Annotated in this window: 19 protein-coding genes; 2 read left to right on the forward strand and 17 right to left on the reverse strand. The window is 71.2% G+C overall.

Annotated features, from left to right (window positions below; genetic code table 11):
- Positions 1-35 precede the first annotated feature (35 nt).
- The 13 genes from MUY14_RS31010 to MUY14_RS31070 all read right to left on the reverse strand — a co-directional run bounded on the left by MUY14_RS31010 (position 36) and on the right by MUY14_RS31070 (position 14,497).
- Complete coding sequence (locus MUY14_RS31010; RefSeq protein ID WP_247014452.1) at positions 36-1,004, reverse strand: N-acetylglucosamine kinase; 969 nt, start codon at positions 1,002-1,004, stop codon at positions 36-38.
- Positions 1,001-2,266, reverse strand: a complete 1,266-nt coding sequence (locus MUY14_RS31015) for a 6-phospho-beta-glucosidase (RefSeq protein WP_247014453.1) — start codon at positions 2,264-2,266, stop codon at positions 1,001-1,003. The genes MUY14_RS31010 and MUY14_RS31015 overlap by 4 nt, the downstream gene beginning before the upstream one ends.
- On the reverse strand, positions 2,263-3,153 hold the full coding sequence (locus MUY14_RS31020; RefSeq protein ID WP_247014454.1) for a carbohydrate ABC transporter permease: 891 nt from the start codon (positions 3,151-3,153) through the stop codon (positions 2,263-2,265). The genes MUY14_RS31015 and MUY14_RS31020 overlap by 4 nt, the downstream gene beginning before the upstream one ends.
- On the reverse strand, positions 3,150-4,145 hold the full coding sequence (locus MUY14_RS31025) for a carbohydrate ABC transporter permease (RefSeq protein WP_247014455.1): 996 nt from the start codon (positions 4,143-4,145) through the stop codon (positions 3,150-3,152). The genes MUY14_RS31020 and MUY14_RS31025 overlap by 4 nt, the downstream gene beginning before the upstream one ends.
- Complete coding sequence (locus tag MUY14_RS31030; protein WP_247014456.1) at positions 4,142-5,500, reverse strand: extracellular solute-binding protein; 1,359 nt, start codon at positions 5,498-5,500, stop codon at positions 4,142-4,144. Before MUY14_RS31030 ends, MUY14_RS31025 begins: the two co-directional genes overlap by 4 nt.
- Before the next feature lie 24 nt (positions 5,501-5,524).
- Positions 5,525-6,745, reverse strand: a complete 1,221-nt coding sequence (locus MUY14_RS31035; protein ID WP_396126599.1) for an ROK family transcriptional regulator — start codon at positions 6,743-6,745, stop codon at positions 5,525-5,527.
- A 211-nt stretch (positions 6,746-6,956) separates the two neighbouring features.
- Positions 6,957-7,112, reverse strand: coding sequence for a hypothetical protein (locus tag MUY14_RS31040; protein ID WP_247014457.1), 156 nt, complete (start codon positions 7,110-7,112; stop codon positions 6,957-6,959).
- 5 nt (positions 7,113-7,117) lie between these two features.
- On the reverse strand, positions 7,118-7,291 hold the full coding sequence (locus tag MUY14_RS31045; RefSeq protein WP_247014458.1) for a hypothetical protein: 174 nt from the start codon (positions 7,289-7,291) through the stop codon (positions 7,118-7,120).
- 159 nt (positions 7,292-7,450) lie between these two features.
- Positions 7,451-8,470 carry an NAD(+) diphosphatase gene (gene nudC, locus MUY14_RS31050; RefSeq protein WP_247014459.1) on the reverse strand — a complete coding sequence of 340 codons (1,020 nt, stop codon included), beginning with the start codon at positions 8,468-8,470 and terminating at the stop codon, positions 7,451-7,453.
- A complete protein-coding gene (locus tag MUY14_RS31055) occupies positions 8,470-9,849 on the reverse strand; it encodes a pitrilysin family protein (RefSeq protein WP_247014460.1) in 1,380 nt (459 codons plus the stop codon). The genes nudC and MUY14_RS31055 overlap by 1 nt, the downstream gene beginning before the upstream one ends.
- Entirely contained in the window at positions 9,846-11,138 is a 1,293-nt protein-coding gene (locus MUY14_RS31060; protein ID WP_247014461.1) for a pitrilysin family protein, read from the reverse strand. Before MUY14_RS31060 ends, MUY14_RS31055 begins: the two co-directional genes overlap by 4 nt.
- 9 nt (positions 11,139-11,147) lie before the next feature.
- On the reverse strand, positions 11,148-12,758 hold the full coding sequence (locus MUY14_RS31065; protein ID WP_247014462.1) for a DUF2207 family protein: 1,611 nt from the start codon (positions 12,756-12,758) through the stop codon (positions 11,148-11,150).
- 2 nt (positions 12,759-12,760) lie between these two features.
- A complete protein-coding gene (locus MUY14_RS31070; protein WP_247014463.1) occupies positions 12,761-14,497 on the reverse strand; it encodes a DUF2207 family protein in 1,737 nt (578 codons plus the stop codon).
- Positions 14,498-15,432: 935 nt separating this feature from the next.
- Here MUY14_RS31070 and MUY14_RS31075 point away from each other — a divergent pair.
- On the forward strand, positions 15,433-16,494 hold the full coding sequence (locus MUY14_RS31075; RefSeq protein ID WP_247025327.1) for a neutral zinc metallopeptidase: 1,062 nt from the start codon (positions 15,433-15,435) through the stop codon (positions 16,492-16,494).
- Between the two features lie 44 nt (positions 16,495-16,538).
- Here MUY14_RS31075 and MUY14_RS31080 read toward each other — a convergent pair whose 3' ends face one another.
- Positions 16,539-17,474 carry an RDD family protein gene (locus MUY14_RS31080; protein WP_247014464.1) on the reverse strand — a complete coding sequence of 312 codons (936 nt, stop codon included), beginning with the start codon at positions 17,472-17,474 and terminating at the stop codon, positions 16,539-16,541.
- 33 nt (positions 17,475-17,507) lie between these two features.
- Between MUY14_RS31080 and MUY14_RS31085 the strand changes: the two genes are divergently transcribed.
- Positions 17,508-18,515, forward strand: a complete 1,008-nt coding sequence (locus tag MUY14_RS31085) for a stage II sporulation protein M (RefSeq protein WP_247014465.1) — start codon at positions 17,508-17,510, stop codon at positions 18,513-18,515.
- 6 nt (positions 18,516-18,521) lie between these two features.
- Here the strand turns inward: MUY14_RS31085 and MUY14_RS31090 are convergent, their stop codons facing one another.
- From MUY14_RS31090 to MUY14_RS31100, 3 genes are read right to left on the reverse strand one after another with little or no spacing between them, the layout of a single operon-like run.
- Entirely contained in the window at positions 18,522-19,475 is a 954-nt protein-coding gene (locus MUY14_RS31090; RefSeq protein ID WP_247014466.1) for a GTP pyrophosphokinase family protein, read from the reverse strand.
- 34 nt (positions 19,476-19,509) lie between these two features.
- Positions 19,510-20,265: an RICIN domain-containing protein gene (locus MUY14_RS31095; RefSeq protein ID WP_247014467.1), complete on the reverse strand. Its 756-nt coding sequence runs from the start codon at positions 20,263-20,265 to the stop codon at positions 19,510-19,512.
- Between the two features lie 48 nt (positions 20,266-20,313).
- On the reverse strand, positions 20,314-21,606 hold the full coding sequence (locus tag MUY14_RS31100) for a DUF58 domain-containing protein (protein WP_247014468.1): 1,293 nt from the start codon (positions 21,604-21,606) through the stop codon (positions 20,314-20,316).
- Between the last annotated feature and the right edge of the window lies 1 nt (position 21,607).

Raw genomic sequence — 21,607 nt, forward strand, 5'->3', positions numbered from 1 at the left:
CTCGCGCCGCTTCGAGACAGGTCCCGCCAGGGTCTTCAGACGCGCTGGGTCGCCGCCTTCAAGGCCGTCTTCGCGGCCTCCGGCGCGCCCAGCGTGTCGAGTCCGAACAAGGCCGCCCCCACCACGGGGTTCACGTCGACGACGCGGACCACCGCGCGCGGCGCCACCTTCAGGCACCGCTTCTCGATCTCCGCGATCACCGGCGCGCCGATCCCGGTCAGCACGCCGCCGCCGAGGACGATCTCCGGGGCTTCCCCGGTCAGGTCCAGCTCGCGGAGGATCACCGCGGCGAACACGCCGACCTCCTCCACGAACCGCGTCACGACGTCCTGCGCGACCTCGTCGCCGGCCGCCGCCACCTCGAACAGCAGGGGGCACAGCCCGTGGATCGACGCCGCGTCGATCTCCTCGAAGTGCAGGCCCTGCACGACGTCCAGCAGCGTCGGCTTCCCGAAGTACGCCGCCACCGCCGGCATCAGCGCGGTCCGCGGGCCGCGGCCGTCCTCGGCGCGCACGGCCCACCACAGCGCTTCTTCGCCGAGCCGGTAGCCGCCACCCCAGTCGCCGGAGATCTTGCCCAGCGCGGGAAAGCGGTGGACGCGGCCGTCCGGGCCGACGCCGGCGCCGTTGATCCCGGCGCCGCACACCACGGCGACGCCCACCCCCGCGCTGCCCGCCCGCAGCAGCGCGAGGGTGTCGTTGCCGACGGTCAGGGTGTCGCTCCAGCCGCGCGCCGACAGCGCCGCGTGCAGCGCCTCTTCCTCACGCGGGAAGTCCAGCCCGGCCAGGTACGCGGAGGTGTGGACCGCGGCCGGCCGTTCCCCGAAGTCCGGAAAGGCTTCCAGCACCAGGGTTTCCAGCGCCGTGACGCAGGCCGCGACGCCGACGTTCTGCGGTGACGCGCCGGGCCCGCGCGACTGGCCCAGCACGACGCCGTCTTCCGAAATCACGAGGACCTCGGTCTTGCTGTTGCCGCCGTCGACAGCGATGATGGCAGGCTTCATCCGCGCGCCCACGGCAGGTATTCACGGTTGATCTGCACCAGCGAGTCGGCGAGCTGGTCGGCCTTGGTGTACTGCCCGACCAGCGGGTGCGCCAGCAACGCGTCCGCCACGCGGTCGCGGCCGCCCTTGATCGCCGCCTCCAGCGCGAGGTACTCGTACGATGTCGTCGCCGCGATGAGCCCGGCGAAGCGCTGCTCCACCGGCGGTTGCGCGATCGGCGCCGCACCCTTCGAGTCCACAGTGGACCGAGCTTCGATGACGGCGTCGTCCGGCAGGAACGGGAAAGTCCCGTCGTTGCGGACGTTCACCACGTGCTCCTCGGCCGGCCCGCCCGCGGTCAGCGCGTGCACCAGCTGCACCGCGGCCTCCGAGTAGTACGCGCCGCCGCGCTTCTCCAGCGACTCCGGCTTCGTGTTCTGCTCCGGGTCGAGGTAGATCTTCAGCAGTTCTTCCTCGACGTCGGACACGACGTCCGCGCGCGGCCGTTCGGTGCGCTGCTTGGTGACCTGCTCGTCGTGCGCGTAGAAGTACTTCAGGTAGTACGACGGCACGACGTTCATGCGCCGCAGCCACTTCTCCGGCACGCTGACCTCGTTGGACAGGTAGTCCAGGTGCTGGTCCAGCAGCTCGGGCAGCCGGTCGACGCCGTCGACGAGCGCGCCGCGCTCCCAGCTCAGGTGGTTGAGTCCGGTGTGGACGAGCTTGACGTCGTCCGCACCGACGCCGAGCAGCTTCCCGAATTGGCGCTGCAGGTTGATCGCGACGTTGCACAGCCCGACCGCGCGGTGGCCCTCGTTGAGCAGGGCGCGCGTGACGATGCCGACCGGGTTCGTGAAGTTGACGATCCACGTGTCGTCACCGGCGATCTTGCGCACGCGGTCGGCGATGTCGAGCACCACCGGGACCGTGCGCAGCGCCTTGGCGAGGCCGCCGGCGCCGGTCGTCTCCTGCCCGACGCAGCCGCAGGCGTGCGGGAACGTTTCGTCCGAGCGCCGCGCCCGCTGCCCGCCGACCCGCAGCTGGATCAGCACCGCGGACGCGCCGTCGACACCCTCTTCCAACGACTGCGTGGTCCGCACCCGCGCCGGGTGGCCGGCGTGGTCGAGCAGGCGCTGGCTGAACCCGCCGACGGCGTCGACGCGGTAGGCGTCCGGGTCGACCAGCACGATCTCGTCGACGTCCAAAGTGGACCGGCGACCGGCGATCCCGTCGATCAGTTCCGGCGTGTAGGTGGACCCGCCACCGACGACTGCCAGCTTCATCCCTTGACTCCCGTGAATGTGATGCCCTTGACGAACGACTTCTGGGCGAAGATGAACAGCACGATGACCGGCGCCATGATGAGGGCCGTGGCGGCCATCGTCAGGTTCCACTCGACGTGGTGCATGCCGCGGAAGGACGCGATCGCCAGCGAAAGCGGCCAGTGGTCGCGGTTTTCCCCGGTGTAGAGCAGCGGCCCGAAGTAGTCGTTCCAGGTGAACAGGAAGCAGAACATCGCGGTGGCCGCGATCCCGGGCTTCGCCATCGGGATCAGCACCCGGTACATCGCCTGGAACTCGTTGCAGCCGTCGATCTTCGCCGCTTCGATGTAGTCCTTCGGAATGGTGAGGAAGAACTGGCGGAGCAGGAAGATCGAGAACGCGTCGAAGAAGAAGTACGGCACGATCAGCGGAACCAGCGTGCCGGTGAGGCCCATCCGCACCCACAGGTCGTACAGCGGCACGATGGTGACCTGCGGCGGCAGCAGCATCGCGGCCACCGTCAGCATGAAGAACAGGTTCTGCCCGCGCCACCGCAGCTTCGAAAGCCCGTAGGCGGCCGGGATCGCCGACAGCAGCGCGCCCGCCGTCGCCACGGCCGAGTACAGCAGGCTGTTGCCGAAGTACGACAGCAGCGGCGCCTTCCGGAACACCTCGACGAAGTTCTCGAAGTGCCATTCGGTCGGCCACAGGCTCGCCGTCATCGCCTGGTCGCTCTTCATCACCGAAGTGAGGAAGACGAACAGCAGCGGCAGCATGAAGATCACGCCGAGCGCGATCCCGACCGCGTGGGTCGCGATGTAGGAAAGCCGCTTGTCCCAGTTGCGCTTGAACCGCACCTTCGGCGGCACGCCCGCATCGCGCTGCGGCGCTTCGGCCAACGCGGTCATGCGCCCTCCTCCTGGTGCTGGGACTTCCGCAGCTGCCGCACCAGGATCCAGGTGAACCCGGCGCTGACGATGAACAGCAGCACGGCCATCGCGGCCGCGTAACCCATGTTGAAGTAACGGAAACCCTGGACGTACAGCCAGATCGGGTACGTCAGCGTCGAGTTCTGCGGTGCGCCGATGAGCTTCGAGTTGCCGGCGACGTCCGCGGTGCCCGCGCTCGCGGAAGCCGCGACGATCGCCTGCGTGAAGAACTGCAGCGCGTAGATGATGGAGTTGACCACGCCGAAGAGCAGCACCGGCGAGATCGAAGGCAGCGTGACGTGCCAGAACCGGCGGATCGGGCCGGCGCCGTCGAGCTCCGCCGCCTCGTACTGCTCGGTCGGGACGTCCAGCAGCGCGGCGAGGATGATGATCATCAGCTCGCCGGAGCCCCACAGCGCGAGCAGCGTCAGCGCGGGCTTCGACATCTCCGGGCTGTTGAACCACAGCCCGCCGTCGATGCCGACGAGCCGCAGGAACCGGTTGACCGGGCCGAATTCGGGGTTGAACACGAAGACGAACGCCAGGGTCGCCGCGGCGGGCGGGGCGAGCGTCGGCAGGTAGCAGAGCGTGCGGACCAGGCCGACCCCCGACTTGAGCCGCGAGATCACCGACGCGACGCCGAGGGAGAACACCACGCGGCAGACCGTCAGGATGACCACCAGCCACAGCGTGTTGTACGCGGCCGTGCCGACCAGCGGCTCGGTGGTGAACATCCGGACGTAGTTGTCGAAGCCGATGAACACCGGTGGGTTGATCAGGTCGTACCGGGTGAAGGAGTAGTAGACCGTGGCGATCAGCGGGTAGCCGAAGAAGATCAGGAACCCGAGGAACGCCGGTGCCATGAAGAAGAAAACGGTCCGGCGGCGCTTGGCCCGGCGGGCCCCCGCCCGCACCTTCGCAGGTGCGGACGGGGAACCTTCGGTGGTGACGGGAAGAGCGGTGGAGGTCATCCGCCCGCGCCCTTCTGCTTGAGCTCGTCGTTCACCTGCGCGTCGACCTTCGCCAGGCCCGCGGTCAGGTCGGGGATCGAGCCGGCCTGCCACTTCTCCGCGAAGTCGTTGACGGCCTTGAGGTGCGCGTCACCGATCGGGGTGGTCTGGTTGGCCACCAGCTTTCCGCTGTCGTAGATGTCGAGGAACGTCTTGAACTGCGGCTGCAGGTCCAGCTTCGGCGAGGTGAGCGAAGCCTTGGTGCTGGGCACGTTCTTCAGGCCGTTGGCCATGTCCACCAGGGTGTCGGTGTCCAGCGTGGCCTGCTTGATCAGCTCCCACGCGGCGCCGGGGTTCTTGGCGCCCTTGGGGATCGCGATGATCGTGCCGGTGGTGAACCCGCCGCCGTAGCGGTCGGCCATCGAGTCGAGCACCGGGAACGGCGCCGTCTGGTACTTGATCTCCGGCGCCTGGTCCTTGAGGAACGCGGTGCGGAACTCGCCGTCCATGATCATGGCGAGCTTGCCCTTGTGGAAGCCGTGGTCGGCGGAGTACTCGTCACCGAGGCCCGCCTTGAACTTCTCGACCTTGTCGTGGCCGCCGTAGAAGTCGATGAGCTGCTTCTGGAACTCGAACATCGCCTTCCAGCCGGGGTTGGTGGCGAGGTCCGACTTGCCGTCCTGCCCGAGGAAGGTGGCGCCGAAGTACTGCGCCCAGTACTGGGCCTGGTTGGCGTAGAACGGCATCGAGGGCAGGAAACCCGCGACCTTGATCGAGCCGTCCGGGTTGAACTCGGTGAGCTTCTTGGTGTCCTCGAACAACTCCGACAGCGTCTTCGGCGGCGAGGTGATGCCCTTCGACGCGAACATGTCGGTGTTGTAGTACATCCCGTAGACGTCGGCGAGCATCGGCATCGCGCACCGCTTGCCCTGGTACTCGGTGTAGTTGCGGACGGCTTCGGGGATCTGGTTCAGGTCGATCTTGTCGCGCTCGATGTAGGGCTTCAGGTCCTGGAAGCTGCCGGTGGAGCACCACGCACCGAGGTTGTCGGTGTAGAAGGAAATCGCGACGTCGGGCGGGTTGCCGCCGCGGATCGACTGGGTGAGCTTGTCGTCGTCCTGGTTGCCCTCGTGCTTGATCTCGATGTTCGGGAACTTGGCCTTGAGCTTGTTGAGCCCCGCCGTCACCACGCCGTACTCGCGGTCGGTGAACTTCGAGTACACGGTGATCGTGAGCTTGTCGTCCTTGCCGGGCGCGGCCGCGGCGTCACCCCCGCTCGGGGCGGCGGCGCCGGAACAGGCGCTGGTCAGCAGGACGGACGCCGCGGCGGCGGCCGCAAGAAGTGCGCCGCGACGGGTCCGGGTGGTAGGGGGCATGGCCCTCCTCCTCATCGGTTGGGGCTACTGGAGTCGGGGACGGGTGATGTCGCCCTCGGGCCTGCGCGACCCGAGGAGCGTGGGGGTGACGACGCCGAAGACGTCCTCACGGGTTGTGGCGAGTGCGGACTGCAGCGCGCCCGCGCGGACGGCGTTGCCCTGCACCGAAGCGCAGCCGACGGGCGTGCGCGGCAGGACGAGTTCGTGCAGCTTTTCTTCGACGAGCGCGGCGAAGTCCTCGCCGCCCGCGCGGCTGGTGTCCCCGCAGAGGAGCACGAGCTGCGGGTCGGCGACCGCGACGAGGTTGGCGACGCCGCCGGCGACCCGCTTCGCCAGGTCGTGGCGGAACGGGTGGCGCGGTCCGGTTTTCGCGACGGCTTCCCAGGCGGTGCCGGCTTCGATCCCGTGCGCGGCGGCGAGCCGGCAGATGGCGGGCGAGTCGACCAGGTTGCCGAACCGGGCGCCGGCCTCGGGCCAGACGTCGCCGGTGTCCACAGTGGCCGGATCGGGTACGCGCATCCAGTCGATCTCGCCGCCACCGCCGGTCGCGCCGCGCAGCAACCGCCGTCCGATCACGACGGCACCGCCGACGCCTTCGGACAGCCAGACCATGACGAAGTCGTCGACGTCCTGTGCCTGCCCGACGCTCATCTCCTCGACGGCGACGAGGTTGACGTCGTTCTCGATGGTGACGTCGACGCCGAGCTCGTCGGACAGCTTCTGCGGGACGTCGAAGCCGAGCCAGCCGGGGATGTGCGGCGCGGAGGACAGCAGGCCGGTCCGCGGGTCGAACGCCCCCTGCGCGCCGATCACGACGTGGGCCAGCCGGTCCCGGGTGATCCCGGCTTCCCCGGCGACGTGGCTGAGCGCTTCCCCGAAGGTCCCGACGACGTCGGCCCCTTCGTGCACGGGCAAGGGAGCCCGGTACTCGGCGAGCACGACCCCGGCGACATCGGCGACGACGAAGTCCGCGAAGTGCGGCGTCAGATCGACGGCGGCGACGAAGGCGAGGCTCCCGTTGGCCGCCCAGAGCTGGGCCCGCGGCCCGCGTCCACCGCCCCGGACGCCGGCCTTGACGACGAGGTCGTCCAGCTCCAGCCGGGTGAGCAGCTGCGCGGTGGCGGGCTTCGAGAGTCCGATGGCGAGCTCGAGTTCGGCGCGGGTCAACGGGCCTTCCCGAAGGAGGACCTCGATGGCGGCGCGATCGTTGATCTCGCGCAGCATCCGCGGACTACCGGCTCGCACTCGTCGCTCCCGACTTAATTAGGATACTTTACAGACGGTTTCCGGGGACTGTAGTGAGCCCGGGCACAGCCGTCAACGGTCTCTTGAAACGGGCGGGTAACGCTTGGGCGGGCCGGTAGGCCACCTGGCGGAGGTGTGCACGGGGCGCAACGAAAACGGCCCCGGCGGGTAGCCGGGGCCGTTTAGGTGGTCGCGTTGCGTCGCGGGGCGGTTACGCAGGCGTCTCGCGGGCCGCCGGGATGATCCCGACGACGGCCTCGGCGATCTTCGACCGCCCCTCGTGCGCGCGAGCGCCGGTGATCGTGTCGACGATGAACTCCTTCGCCTTCTCGGCGACGCTGTCGACCAGTTTGCCGAACTTCTCCATCGCCATCACCAGCGCGAAGAACTTCGGCCATCGACCTGTTCGGGGGCGGGCGATCGATTTTCGGGCGTGCCCGCCGGCTCGACCTCGGTGCCGATCCGTTGCGCCGGAACTTCGGCGTGCGCCGCACCGGCGGCAGCACGGGCCAACCACTCCGTCAGGTCGAGCCGCAGCAAATCCACGCTCGCTTCCTGCGCGGTGCGGTTCCGAGGGTTCTTGCGGTCGGGCCTGCTCAGGTCAGACGAAGGTGCGACATTCCGCCACGCTGGTTGCCGTCAGCGGCCATGCCGCGAGCGATCGGGTGAAAAACGGGGGTGCACCGGCCAGGCACACCCCCGCACTCACTCCTCCGCGTCCGCCCACGCCTTGAGCATCACGCGGGCGATCGACGAGTTGCCCGGCAGGATGATCTCCGCCGCGCCGCCGGCGATCGGGGTCGGGCGGGCGCCCTCGTTTCGCAACTGGCTGTTCTCGAACGCCGCGCGCACCTCCTCGCGGGACACCCACAGCGCCTCTTCGATCTCGCCGTCCGCCGGGACCAGCGGCAACGACCGATCGGCCCGGGCCGTGAAGCCCAGCATGATCGAACGCGGGAACGGCCACGGCTGGCTGCCGAGGTACCGCACGTCCGAGACCGTTGCCCCGACCTCTTCGCTGATCTCCCGGACCACGCAGGCTTCCAGGGACTCCCCCGCCTCCACGAAACCGGCCAGCACCGAATAGCGGCCGGTCGGCCAGATCGGCTGGCGGGCCAGCAGCACGTGCGAGCCGTTCGTGCCCTCCAGCGAATGGACCAGGCAGATCACCGCCGGGTCCGTGCGCGGGTACTCCTCGCGGCCGTCGTTGGTGCACTTGCTCGCCCAGCCGAACTGGATCAGCTCCGTCGGGTGGCCGCAGCGGGTGCAGAACTTGGCTTGACGGCGCCAGAAGCGCAGCGCCTGGGCCGTCGTGAACAGGCCCGCCGACGTGTCGTCCAGCAGGTCGCCGTAACCGCGCAGCTCGACCCAGATCTCGCCGTCGGCGCGCGGGACCTCCTCGACGAAGCCCCAGCTGCCCGCCATCTTCACCGTGTCGGCTTCGCCGGACGGGCCGCCCGGGAGCGACCAGTAGTCGACGTCCTGCCACTCGCCGAGGAACACCGCGTCCGCCGGTGGTGACGAGCCGAAGTCGACCGCCTTGCGGAACGACAGCGTCGACGCGCCTTCGACGACCGGCGTGCGCCCGGCGTCGTCCAGCAGGACGACCCGGGCGTCGGGCCAGCGCGACAGCAAGCGCGAAGGGTTGGTGCGCAAGCCTTCCTGCCGGTCCACAGTGGACCTGGAGAGGGTGGGCAGATCCCCCAGTGCGAACGGAACGGACATCAGGCGGGCTCGCCCACCACGACGTCGCCGAGCGCGAGGAGCTTGCTCTCCAGCACCGCCGCGTCGCCGACCACCACGCCGGTGAACCGCTTGGGGGCGAAGAACTTCAGTGCCGCTTCGGCCACCTCCTCGGCCGTCACCGCCGCCACCCGCGCCGGGTGCTCGTTCAGCCACTCCAGTCCCAGCCCGGTCGAAGCCAGCGCGAGCACCTGCCCGGCCAGCCCGGACTGCGACGACGTCGACGTCAGGAGCGAGCCGATCGCGTACTGCCGCACCGATTCCAGCTCGTCGCCGGCCGGCGGGACCTGGCCGAGGCGGCCCAGCTCGTAGCGGGTCTCCAGCAGCGCCGGGGCGGTCGCGTCGGTCGCGGTGTCCGCGTCGACGTTGACCACCGCGGTGCCGTCGGTGAACTCGAAGCCCGAGTGCGCGGAGTAGGTGTACCCCTTGTTCTCGCGGATGTTCTCCACCAGCCGCGACGAGAAGTACCCGCCGTAGGCCAGGTTCGCCAGCTGCAGCGCCGCGTAACCCGGGTCGGTGCGCGGGACCGTCTGCGCCGAAAGCCGGATCTGCGACTGGACGGCGCCGGCGCGCGGCACCAGCAGCACGTTCGGCCCGGTCAGGTCCGGCAGCGCCGGGAGCCGGACGGCGGCGCGGTCGGACGCCCAGCCGCCGAGCACCTTCTCCAGGTCACCGATCACCGTGGCCGGGTCGAGGTCGCCGACCAGGACCAGCACCGCGCCGCGCGGCAGCACGGACGCCTGGTGCAGCGCGCGGACCTGCTCCGGCGTCACCACCGCGACGTCTTCGGCCTTGGGGACCTCGCGGGTGGCCGGGTGGTCGCCGTAGCGGTGCTTCTGCAGCGCCTCCCGCGCGATCGTGCGCGGCTGCGTGCGCGAGACGGCGATCCGCTCGACGAGCCGCTCCTTCTCGCGGGCGATCTCGTCGTCGGCGTACGTCGCTCCGGTGAGGACGTCGCCGAGCACGTCGAGGAACGTCGGGAACTTGTCGGCGAGCGCGGATCCGGTCAGCACCAGGCGTTCCGGGTCGACGCCGGCGCCGATGTCGCCGCCGATCAGCGCCAGCTCGGCGTCGATCTCGATGCGGTTGCGCCGGGCGGTGCCGGTGAGGATCGTCTCCGCGAGCACCTCGGCGGTCGCCGGGTGCAGCGCGTCGTCGCCCGCGAACGGGATCCACAGCCGCGCCTCGACCATCGGCACGGTCGCCTTGCGCACGGCCACCACGCGCAGGCCGTTGCTCAGCTCGGTGTCCACATGGGACAGGTCGGCGGCGGCGCGCTGCGCGCCGAGCGGGGGCAGCGGGCGGGGACCCTGCGCGGTGCGGCCGATCTCCTCCGCGCTGCGGTGCGTTGCCGAAGTCACTGCTCGTTGTTCCCTTCCGAAGCGGGCTTGACCACCAGCACGGCGCGCGCGTCCGGGCGCAGCGCCTTCGCCGCCGCCGAAACGGCTTCCGCGGTGACGGCCGACATCCGGTCCGCCAGCTTGTACACCAGCGACGCGTCGCCGTAGAGCAGCTCGAACGAGCCGAGCGCCAGGGTCCGGGACACCAGGCGGTCGTGCTCCGAGTGCAGGCTCGCCGTCCAGCGGGCCGTCACCTTGCGCAGTTCCTGCTCGTCCGGTGGCGTTTCGGCGAGTTTCTCGAGCTCGTCGTCCAGCGCGGCGAGCACGCGCTCGCGGGGCACCTCGTGCGGGTGGATGAGGGTGATGGTGAACGTGTCGGGGTCGCGGGCCTCGAACGGGCCGAACAGCCCGGCGCCCGCGCCGATGTCGACGACGAGGGGCTCGCGGTGCACCAGCCGCTGCTGGAGGCGGGAGCCGTCGCCGTCGGTGAGCACGCCGGCCAGCACGAGGTAGGCCAGGTAGCTGTCGACGTCGTTGATCGGGTCCGGCATCCGGTAGCCGATGCCGAGCGCGGGCAGCGGGGCGTGCGGGTCGATCGTCTCGCCCTGCAGCTCGCTGGTCGGCAGCGGCTCGGCGAACGACGGGCGCTCCGGCGCGGGCCGGTGCGGGACGTCGCCGAAGTGCTTCCCGATCAGCTCCTTGGCCGCGCCGACCTCGAAGTCGCCGGCCACCGTGAGCACGGCGTTCGCCGGCGAGTAGTAGGTGTCGAAGAACGCGGCGCAGTCCTCGACCGTGGCGCTCTCGAGGTCCTCGAAGCCGCCGTAACCGTTGTGCGCGTTGGGGAACGTCGAGTACAGGACCGGCGGCAGGGTGATCCACGGGAACCCGCCGTAGGGCCGGTTCAGCACGTTCAGCCGGATCTCTTCCTTGACGACGTCGATCTGGTTCGCCAGGTTCTCCGCCGTCAGCTTCGGCGCGCGCATCCGGTCGGCTTCGAGGAACAGCGCGCGCTCGAGCGCGGCGCTGGGCAGGACCTCGAAGTAGTCGGTGTAGTCCGGGTGGGTCGACCCGTTGAACGTGCCACCGCTGGACTGGACGTGGCGGAAGTGCGCGAGCTTCTCGAGGCTTTCGGAGCCCTGGAACATCAGGTGCTCGAAGAGGTGCGCGAAACCGGTGCGCCCCTCCGGCTCGGAGCGGAAACCCACGTCGTAGTGCACGCTGACGCCGACCACCGGCGCGGTCGCGTCGGGGGCGAGAACCACCCGCAGACCGTTGTCGAGGGTGTATCGGACGAGCTCGGGATCGGCCATGGCCCCACCCTACGACGGCGGAGCGGATTGCGGCGTCCGGCCTCGTGAGTGGGAAACAGTGTCCTGACCCTGTTTCTCACTCACGAGGGTGCGGAGGTGGGCGCGGCGGGCACCGGCGAACGCGCCCGCGAGCGCCGCCGCGAAGGATCCGGCCTGGTCAGGGGTGACGTCGCCGGCGTGCCAGTACACCGGCGGCGGGTGCGGGAGCGCCGCGAAGGCGGCCACCCACGGCGCCAGTTCGCCCAGAGCTGACGCGTACGGGAGGCCGCGCGAGAAGACGAGTTCGCGCTCGGGCTTCGTGAGGTCCTTCGGCTTGGCCGACGCCAGCGCTTCGGCGACGCCGCGCAGGCGCCGGGCCACGTCGGTGCCCGCCCGCCGCCGCGCGGGCAGCGCCGCCGACGTCACGACGGCGGTGGCCCCGGCCAGGGCGAGGATGACGCCGAGCTGGGCGTAGCCGGCGGTCAGCGCCAGCAGCACGGTGAGGAACACGCCGTAGACCACGATCCGGCTCCCCGCCCGGCCGAGGCGCCGGGGTTCCGGGGCGAACCAGCCGCGGCGGACGAGGTCGGCGAGCAGTTCGCGGTCGACGTCGAGGTGACGCCGGCGCAGTTCGGCGACGGTCCCCGCGTCCTCGGCGGCTTCGAAGACGGCACGTTCGAAGGCGGTCAGGTGCTCGTCGGGCGGGTTGCGGCGGGTCAGCCGCCAGTCGCCGTCCTCGGCGCTCACCCACAGGTAGTTGCGGACGGCCAGGTCGAGCACGGTCGCGGCGACGTCGGCGGGCCCGGTGCGCCCGTGCAGCAGGAGGCCGGTGTGGCCCGGCAGCACACCTTCCGGCGACTCGAACTCGCCCCCCGCCGTCACTTTCACGTGAAAGTGCCCACCTGGGGGCCGCACTTTCACGTGAAAGTGCCGCCGGGCGCCCCAGACCAGGGTGGCGGCCAGCAGCAGGAGCGCGGCGAAGCCGGCCCAGGCCCAGCCGACCGGGGCGGTGAGCACGAACGCGCCGGCGATCGTCTTGGCCGGGACCACGACGGCGTTGGCCGGCACGGTGCCCGCGGGCAGCTCGACGGTCGCCGTCATCCGCGCGCCCGCGGCCAGGTTCTGCTGGCTGAACCGGGTCAGCCCGGCGTGGTCGATCTGCGCGGCACCGCACGAGAAGTCGGAGTCCGGCGGCCCGGCGAGGCAGTCCACGGCGGTCGGGATCTTCGGCGCGGCGAAGGAGGCGCGGAGGAACTTCAGCTCGGTGCTCCAGCCGCCGGCCAGCTCCCAGGTGACCCGGTCGCCGGCCACCGCACCGTCCACTGTGTACCGGACGATCGAGGTGCCGGCGGTGAGGTGGACGGTGAAGGCGTCCTGGTCGACGCTCGCCGTCCCGCTGCCTTCGAGGACGACGTCGCGGACCCGGTAGAGCCGGTCCCGGTGGTGGGGCGCGGCGACGCGCAGCGCGACCCGGCGGTCCATCGTGACGCCGGTGGGCACGGAGATCGCTTCGGCGACCGACAACGAGCCGTCGTGCTCCAGCTTGAGCTGGAGCACGGCGCTCTGCGGCAGGGCGGGCAGCGGTGGCTGGCCGACCGGCGCCGCGGTGAGGAAGAGCGCGAGCGCGGCCGCGGCGAGCACGGTCAGCGGGCGGTGCGGCCGGACGCGGTGAGCAGCCCGTCGAGCGCGGTCAGGAACGACGGGAAGTGCGCGCCGAACCGCCGCAGGTCGGGGTCGGCCTCCATGCCGCCGTACCAGTACAGCCCGGCCGAACCGTCCGCTGCCGGGTTCAGCCCGGCGAACGCGCCGAGCCAGCGTTCGGTGTCGCCGAGCACCACGGCGTAGGGCAGCGACCGGGAGAACACCAGCTCGCGATCGGCGGGCGGGATGTCCTCGGCCTTGGCGGTGTGCAGGTAGTCGAGCAGGCCGCGGACCTGACCGGCCAGCGCCCGGCCGCGCGCGGTGCGGGTCGGCAGCAGCGCGGCCGCCGCGACGACGCCGAGCCCGGCCAGCGCGACGGCGACGCCCAGCAGCGCGTCCCCGACGGTGAAGGTGAGGACCGCGGTGGCGGCGAGCCCGAGCGCGAAGATCCCGGCTCCGAGCCAGGTCAGCCGTCCGCGCGCGCTGCCGGGACGCCGGGAGAACCAGCGCTTGGTGACGACGTCGGCGTACATCGCGTCGCTGATGCGGCGCAGGTCGAGCCCGCCGCGGGCGCGCAGCTGCGACACCAGGACGGTGTCGGTGCCCTCGGGCAGCAGGGTTTCGTAGACGGCGCGCTCGAAGTCGTGGAGGTGCTCGTCCGGCGGGTTGCGGCGGGAGATCTGCCAGTCCGGTCCGTGGGGGCCGGGGATTTCGGCCAGCCAGAGGTAGTTGCGGACGGCGAGGTCGACCACGGTGGCGCTGATGTCGACGACGTCGACGGTCTCGTCGACGACCGTGCCGACCTGGCCCGGCAGCACGCCGTCCGGACTGGCGAAGAAGACGCGGTCGCCGTCGCGGAGGAGGACCTCGACCGGGCCGGTGGCGGTGCGCAGCGCACCGGCGTCCTGCTTGCGCCGCCGCCACACGAAGATCCCGGCGGCGACGAGGAGGACGAGCAGGACAGCGAAGACGGCACCGGTCAGCGGGGTCAGCGCGAAGGCGTTGGCGAGCAGGCCGATATCGGCGAACTTCGCGGTGGCCGGCGCGGTGCCGGCGGGCAGCCCGACGAGCAGGTCGACGCGGTCACCGGGCCGGACGTCGTTCTGTTCGAGGCGCACGACGCCGGTGTGGTCTAGCTCGGCGAGGGTGCAGCGCTGGCTCGAGCCGACGGGGCCGGCGAAGCAGTCCACCGGGGACAATTCCGGCGAGGGCGCGAGGAAGGACGCGGTGAGCTTGGTCAGCGGGGTGTCGAAACCGCTCGCGACCTGCCACCGCGCCTGCTGGCGGCCACCCTGGTCGGCGATCGCGCCGTCGACGAGGTAGGTGACGGTGCCGGTGCCCCCGGTGAAGGTGAGCACGAGCTGGTCACCGGTGAGCTGGCTGCTCGCGGCGCCTTCGGCCTTGACGTCGCGGACGGCGAAGACGCGGTCCTGGTCGTCGCTCGCGGGCACGCGCAACGGGACGCGGGAGGTGAGCTGCTTGCCGCCGGGGACGGTGACCTTTTCGGTGACGGAGAGGGAGCCGTCGCGGAGCACCTTGAGGGCGACGTCGGCGACCGGGCCGTCCGGTGGCTGGAGGTTCTGGCCGTTTTCGCCGTTTTCGCCGTTGAGCTGCTGGGGTTTGGGCACCAGGTCACTCGGCTGGTTGGGCAGGCTGGGCCCGGCGTTCTGCGCGGCCGCGCTCCCGGCGCCGAGTACCCAGGCCACGACGACGACCGCGGCCGTGGCCCCCCATTTCATCGACACAGCACCACACCCTAGAGCACTCGATCTATGCTGACGCCCGGAACGGCGAGATCACCGCAGGTACGCCGCTTCCGACGGGGAAAAGTCTTGGGGGGTTCCACTCGATGACGCACGGCCCGCAGGGTCCTGGTCCGTTCGACCCGCGCCGCCCGCCACCGGGGGCCCGGCCGTTGCCGCCGCCGGCTGCGAGGCCGTTGCCGCCGGGGAGGCCGGGAGCGGGTGGACAGCCTGGGTCTGGTGGCGCGCCCGGGCAGCCGCCGGCCGGTGGGCCTGGGCAGCCGCCGCACCCCGGCAACCACCCCGGCGCACCTGGGCAGCGCCCCGGCTCAGCCGGACAGGGCCCGCAGAACCCCGGCTCGGCTGGGCAGGGCCCGCAGGGCCCCGGCGTACCCGGGCAAGGCCCCGGCGGACCTGGGCACCCGCCGCAGCATCCCGGCAATCCCGGCGTGCCCGGGCAGGGCCCCGGCTCAGCCGGACCCGAGCACCCGCCGCAGCATTCCGGCAACTCCGGCGCACCTGGGCAGGGCCCCGGCTCAGCCGGACAGGGCCCGCAGAACCCCGGCTCGGCTGGGCAGGGCCCGCAGGGCCCCGGGCAGCAAACAGCCGGCGCGCCAGGTCATCCGCAGCATCCCGGCAACAACCCCGGCGCACCCGGGCAAGGCCCGCAGAGCTCAGGCGCACCCGGGCAAGGCCCCGGCGCACCCGGGCAGCGGGCCGCCGGTGCACCAGGCCACCCGCAGCAAGGCCCAGCCGGCACGCCTGGTCAACCGCCGCGCTATCCCCCGCCGCCGCAAGGGACTGGGCGTCCGCAAAGCACCGCGCCCTACGGGCCGCCGACCGGGCCGAGTCCCGTTCCTCCCTTCGGGTACCCCGCGCCGCCGCCCGCGCGGAGTCCGCTTCCGCCGCCCGCCGCCGCTCCGGCCGCCTTCGTGCCCGGGTACGCCGCGCCGCCGCCCTACGCTCCCTACGGCACTCGCTTCGGGCCCTACCCCGCCAAGAAATCCAACACCGGGGTCATCGTCGCCGTCGCGATCTTCGCCATCGTCGCCGTTGCCGGGGGGCTGGTCGCCGCCGTCGCGCTGATCGGGGGCGGGCACACGCGGCACGTCGCCGACGCCGGGTACTCCAGCACCTACCCGACCAGCACCGAGGAAACCACCGAGACGACCGAAACCACCACGTCGTCGTCCTCGACCACCGAGGCAACGACCCGGACCTCCGCGCGCGAGACGCCGACGTCGCAACCGCCGGCCGGCCCCCGCTCGGTGGTCGCCACCGGGAACAACCCGCTGTTCGGCAGCGCGAACTACGGGCTGCAGAACGTCTCGTGCTCGCTGAGCCGCTGGGCGACCGACCAGAACAGCGCCACGAAGTTCTTCCAGTCGGCCATCACGTGTCTCGACGCGATGTGGTCGCGCATGCTCGGCGGCGTCGACCTGCCGTTCGAATCGCCGAACCTGGCCGTGCCGCGGTCGCTTTCCGAGTCCTCGACGCCGTGCGGCAGCGGGGGCACGACCACCGGCGTCACGCCGTTCTACTGCCCGAGCAACAACACCATCTACATGCCGATGGACAGGATCGAGATCGACGTCTGGGGCAACCACCCGGGCCCGTACCTCTCGATCCTGGCCCACGAATACGGCCACCACGTGCAGAACATGGCCGGCATCTCGGAGGCGTACGGCAACCAGCGCTACGACGCCGGCGCCGACTCGGCGGCGGGCCTGGAGCTGTCGCGGCGGATGGAACTCGAGGCGCAGTGCTTCTCCGGCATGTTCCTCGGCTCGGCGTCGGTCTCCGGCGGCTCGGTCGACAAGAAGATCTACAACGAGGCCTGGAACGCCCAGGACCGCGGCGACGACTACGCCCGCAACGGCAAGCGCGACCACGGCAGCGCCAAGCACAACATCTCCTGGTGGCAGCACGGCGCGACGACCAACCGCAACCAGCAGTGCAACACGTGGCTCGCGTCGTCGGGAGACGTTTCCTGAGCCGGTGACCGATTTCCGCGCCGTGTTCGAACGAGCTTGAACCCTCAGCTCGGCGGCGTGAACGGGTTGGCGGGCAGCCCGGACGGCGGCGTGTCCGCGTCAGCCGAGGACGCGGGCGCGGGCGCCGGCCAAGGCGCCGGCGCGAACCCCGGCCCCGTCGCGGCGGACGGCGTCCCGTACCCCTGGCCCCGCGCCGCCTGCACGCGGGCCGTGTACGCCTGGACCGCGCGGGCGTGGTCGCGGTTGCGCCGCTCCGCCAGCACCGCCGCCAGGAACGCCCACGCCGGCACCCCGGGCGGCACCGGCGTCCCCAAGGCCTCGCTCACCTGCCGCGCGAGGCCCCAGCCCAGCGCTTGCGCCGCTTCCGGGCGGAGCTGGGCGAAGCGGGTCAGGAACTGGCGGCTCGCCAGGGCGAGGTCGTCCGGGAGCCGCGTCAGGTCGAGGTGGGCCGCCCAGCCTTCGAGGCCCGGGGGCATCGCCATCGCCGGGTGGCCGGTCGTTTCGGGGACGCGCTCGCGGACCACCAGCGTCCCGGCCAGGAAGTCGCCCACCCGGCGGCCGTCGGACGAGCAGAGCGACACGATCACCGCGACCGCGCCGAACAGGCCGAGCGTCCAGAAGTCGACGACGAAGCCGGCCAGCCCGCGGACCAGGGCGTGCCGGAAGCGGATCGGGCCGCCGTCGACGCGGACCACGCGCAGGCCGACCGCCATCTTGCCGAGCGAGCGGCCGCGCGAGAGCGTCTCGGCCAGCACCGGGTAGCCGACCAGGATCAGCACCACGATGACCAGGATCAGCGTCACCGCGAGGGCTTCGTCCTCGCCCGGCACCGTCAGCGTGAGCACGATGAACGCGGCCAGCAGCAGCGCGAACTGGATGAGGACGTCGAGCGCCATCGCCAGCGCCCGGCTGGCGAGCTTGGCGACGCGCAGGTCCAGGACGACGGCTTCGCCGGTGACCAGCTCGGATTCCTCGTGCACGCGGCCCAGCGTATCGACGGATAGGGTGACGGCGTGGATGTGGACGTCTTCGTCGCGGCGCACGCGGCGGAGTGGAACCGGCTCGGCGAGCTGACCCGGCGCGGCGGCAAGCTGACCGGCGCCGAGGCCGACGAGCTGGTGACGCTCTACCAGCGGACGGCGACGCACTTGTCGATCGTCCGGTCGGTCGCGCCCGACCCGGCGCTGATCGGCCGGCTTTCCGAGCTGGTGGCGCGCGGCCGGTCGGCGATCTCGGGGTCGCACAACCCGGCGTGGCGCGAGGTCGCGCTGTTCTTCACGCGCCGCTTCCCGGCCGCGGTGTACCTGTCGCGGCGCTGGTGGATCCCGGCCGCGCTGGTGTCGATCGCGGTGATGGCGGTGATCGCGGTGTGGGTGGCGGGCGATCCCCACGTGCGCGCGTCGATCTCCACGCCGGACGAGCTGCGTGAGCTGACCCGGCCCGGCGGCGAAGCGGAGAACTACTACTCGACGGGCCCGGCGGGCTCGTTCGCGGCGCGCGTCTGGACGAACAACGCGCTGGTGGCGGCGAACTCCCTGTTCCTCGGCATCGCACTCGGCATCCCGGTGATCGGCGGCCTCTGGCTGAATTCCCTGAACGCGGGCGTGATCATCGGCGCGATGAGCGCGGCCGGCCGCGGCGACGTGATGATCGGCCTCCTGCTCCCCCACGGCCTGCTGGAACTGACGGCGGTCTTCGTGGCGGCGGGGACGGGCCTGAAACTCGGCTGGACGGTGATCGACCCGGGCCGCCGTTCCCGCAGCGCGGCACTGGCCGAACAGGGCCGGTCGGTGGTGGTGATCGCGCTCGGACTGGCGTGCGTGCTGCTCGTGACGGGCATCATCGAGGCGTTCGTGACGCCGTCGGGCTGGCCGACGTGGCTCCGGGTGGGGATCGGCGTGGTGGCCGAGGTGGCTTTCCTGGTTTACGTCTTCACGCTCGGGAGACGGGCGGCGAAGGAAGGCGAAGTGGGCGATCTGGATGCCCGGGACGCCGGGGACCTGCTTCCCGAATCAGGGTAGGCGTTGTCACAGAGGATCCTGCTCGTGCCCGAACCGATCAGCGTAGGTTTTGTCGGCGTGAATGACCGACCTTCGAGCTATCCCCACCCGATTGAGATAGATCCGCCCTTCTTCCTCGCCTGATTCCTCTTGTCGCGCAGCCGGCAATCCTTGCCGCACCTTTTCCTGCAGGTGGTGAATCGACTCGATTCCCACCTCTGCAAGCTCTTCGATGAATTCGGAAATCCAGCTCAGCTTGACCTCAGCCCGATCGGGGAAGCTCCTGTCCAGGTAAGCTTGCATCGCGCTTAGGTCGAGTCGACGGTCGCGGCCGTCCTCGAGCGCATCCGCCACGATCTCGACAGCTTCGTCCTGCGACCTCCTGGCCGCACTCAGCAAAGCCTGAAACTGGCGGTCCGCCACGTAGAGCAGTCCGCTCAAGGCATGGAAATCCTTGCGCAACTCCTGCGGAATACTGCTTTCACCCTTGTAAGCGAGATGATGAGACACGTTCGCCCACGCATCCATCAGAAGTGTCCGGCACTGTATCTCGAACTTCCGCTCCTTAATACGGTCGTACCGCCGCCCGTGGAACTCGGGCCGCAGCCTGCAGATGTAGTGCTGGGACATGTACCCGAACGAGGCCACGTCAGCACTGCTGACTTTGTCCTCCACATCGAGCACATCGAACTCGTCGTGGATGATCTTCGCGAGCTTGGGCAGGTCATCGGTGAAGAGGCAGACCACCCGCAGGCCCACCAGGTCCTCGGTATCGCCCATCGGATCCCGGTACTTCTTGCGCTCGATCTTCTCCAGGAAGCTGCCCCGCTCCTTGACCCGGCCCGTGATCGAATGGATCTTGATTTCCCGCAGGTCATCGGATTCGCGCAGACCGTGCAGCGCCTCTTCTTTCAGATCCTCCAGGTCCTTGATCAGTGAATCGTAGAGCCTGCCCGGATCAAGATCAGGAGAATCGCTCACCCCGGTATGGTACCCGCCCCGAAAGAATCAAGACTCAACACAGGCACGACCCCTCGAAGGCGATCGACGATCCGTCCTCCAGGCCCGCCGACCCGACGAACCGCGCCTCGAACTCCCCCACCTCGGTCAACGTCAGCTTGGGACTGGCCGCCGACCCGTCCGCGCCCGTCTTCACCGTCACCGTCTCCCCACCGCCCTCGAACACCAACGCGCTCTTGGGACGCGCCGCCCGCACGAAGAACGTCACCGGCACGTCCGCCGCGGGTTGGCCGTTCTCGCCGATCACCCGCACCACGAACGGCGCGCCCGGGTCCTTCGAAGCCAGCCGCTGACCGTTCCCCGACAGGATCGCCAACGTCCGCCCGCCCGCGGCCCACGTGTTCGCGATGCCCGTCAACGAACAGACTTCCTGGTACAGCCGCGCTCCCACCGAAGCGCTCTCCGCCGTCAAGCACCGCGCCGTCGCCACGTTCGCGATCTCCACCAGACCCGGCAGTCCCGCGACCCGCCGCCACGCCTGGTGCTTGTCCGCCGCGTCGCACGCGGCCAGCTTCACCGCGACCCCGTCCACCGGGCTCGAAGCCGTCAAGCACTGTCCACTTGAGACATTCGTGAAGTGCTGCGAACCGTACGTCCACGCAGCACCCGCGTCCCCCGCGTCCGCCAGCACCGGCCGGCCGGAAACGACCGCCAGTGAGAGCTTGCCGCCACCGTCGGCGAGGTACAGCGGAGTCCCCTCGGAGACCGGCGCCGAAGCGAGTGCCAGTGCCACCGCCATGAGCTTGAACATGCTTCGGGCTTAACAGGCCGAACGGACGTTCACCACCGCAACCACCCGTTAGAGCCGGCCCGCCGCCTTCAGCGCCAGATAGCGGTCCGCCAGCGCCGGGGGCAGCTCCTCCGGGACCGCGTCCACCACGCTCACCCCGTGCCGCCCCAGCCGCTCGGTCACGCGCTGGCGCTCAGCCACCGTCCGCGACGCCGCCGCCGCGTCGTACACCGCTTCCGCGTCGCCGCGGGCGGTCAGCATCTCCGCCACCCGGGGGTCCGCCACCGACGCCACGATCAGCTCGTGCCGCGCGGTCAGCGAGCTCAGCACCGGGAACAGGCCCTCCTCCAGCGGCGCCGCGTCGAGGCCGGTCAGCAGCACGACCAGCGCCCGGCGCCGGGTCCGCTGCAGCACCTCCGCGACCATCCCGCGCGCGTCCGTCTCGATCAGCGACGGCTCCAGCGGCGCCATCGCGTTCACCAGCGACGTCAGCAGCGCCGCCCCCGACGAGCCCTGCACCGCGGCCCGCAGCCGGCGGTCGTAGGCCAGCAGGTCGACGCGGTCGCCCGCCCGGGAAGCCAGTGCGGCCAGCAGCAACGCCGCGTCCATCGCCGCGTCCAGGCGAGGTGCGTCGCCCACGCGGCCGGCCGAAACGCGGCCCGTGTCGAGCACCAGCACCACGTGCCGGTCGCGCTCGGGGCGCCACGTCCGGACCATGACGTCGGCCGCCCGCGCGGTCGCCCGCCAGTCGATCGAGCGGACGTCGTCGCCGATCACGTACTCGCGCAGCGAGTCGAATTCCGTGCCCTGGCCCCGGATCAGCACCGCGTTGCGGCCGTCGAGCTGCTGCAGCCGCGCCAGCCGCGACGGCAGGTGCTTGCGGCTGTGGAACGGCGGCAGCACGCGGACCGTCCACGGCACCTCGTGCGAACCCTGCCGCGCGGCCAGGCCCAGCGGCCCCACCGACCGGACCGTCACCCGCGCCGCCGTCCGGTCACCGCGCCGCGTCGGACGCAACGCCGTCACGAAAGCCCGCCGCTCCCCCGCCGGCACCTTCACCGCGTGCCGGTCCAAGGCACCCGCCGAAGGTGGCCACGCGTCGCGCAGCGCTCCCCGCACGGTCCGCCCGCCGGGGTTGGCGACCACCAGCGTCACCTCGCACGGCTCCCCGAGCCGGACCGAAGTGTCGCCGGAGCGCGAAAACGTCAGCGCCCGGACGCTGCCCGCCAGCACCAGGTCGACGACGACCAGCACCAGCAGCACCCCGCCGACCGCCAGCAGCCCGGCGTCCGACGGCGCCAGCAGCCCGACCACCAGCGCGCCGAAGAGCGCCAGCAGCCCGAGCCTCCCGGTGACGGCCATG

It is taken from the genome of Amycolatopsis sp. FBCC-B4732 (assembly GCF_023008405.1).
In the GTDB taxonomy this organism is placed as follows: Bacteria; Actinomycetota; Actinomycetes; order Mycobacteriales; family Pseudonocardiaceae; genus Amycolatopsis; species Amycolatopsis pretoriensis_A.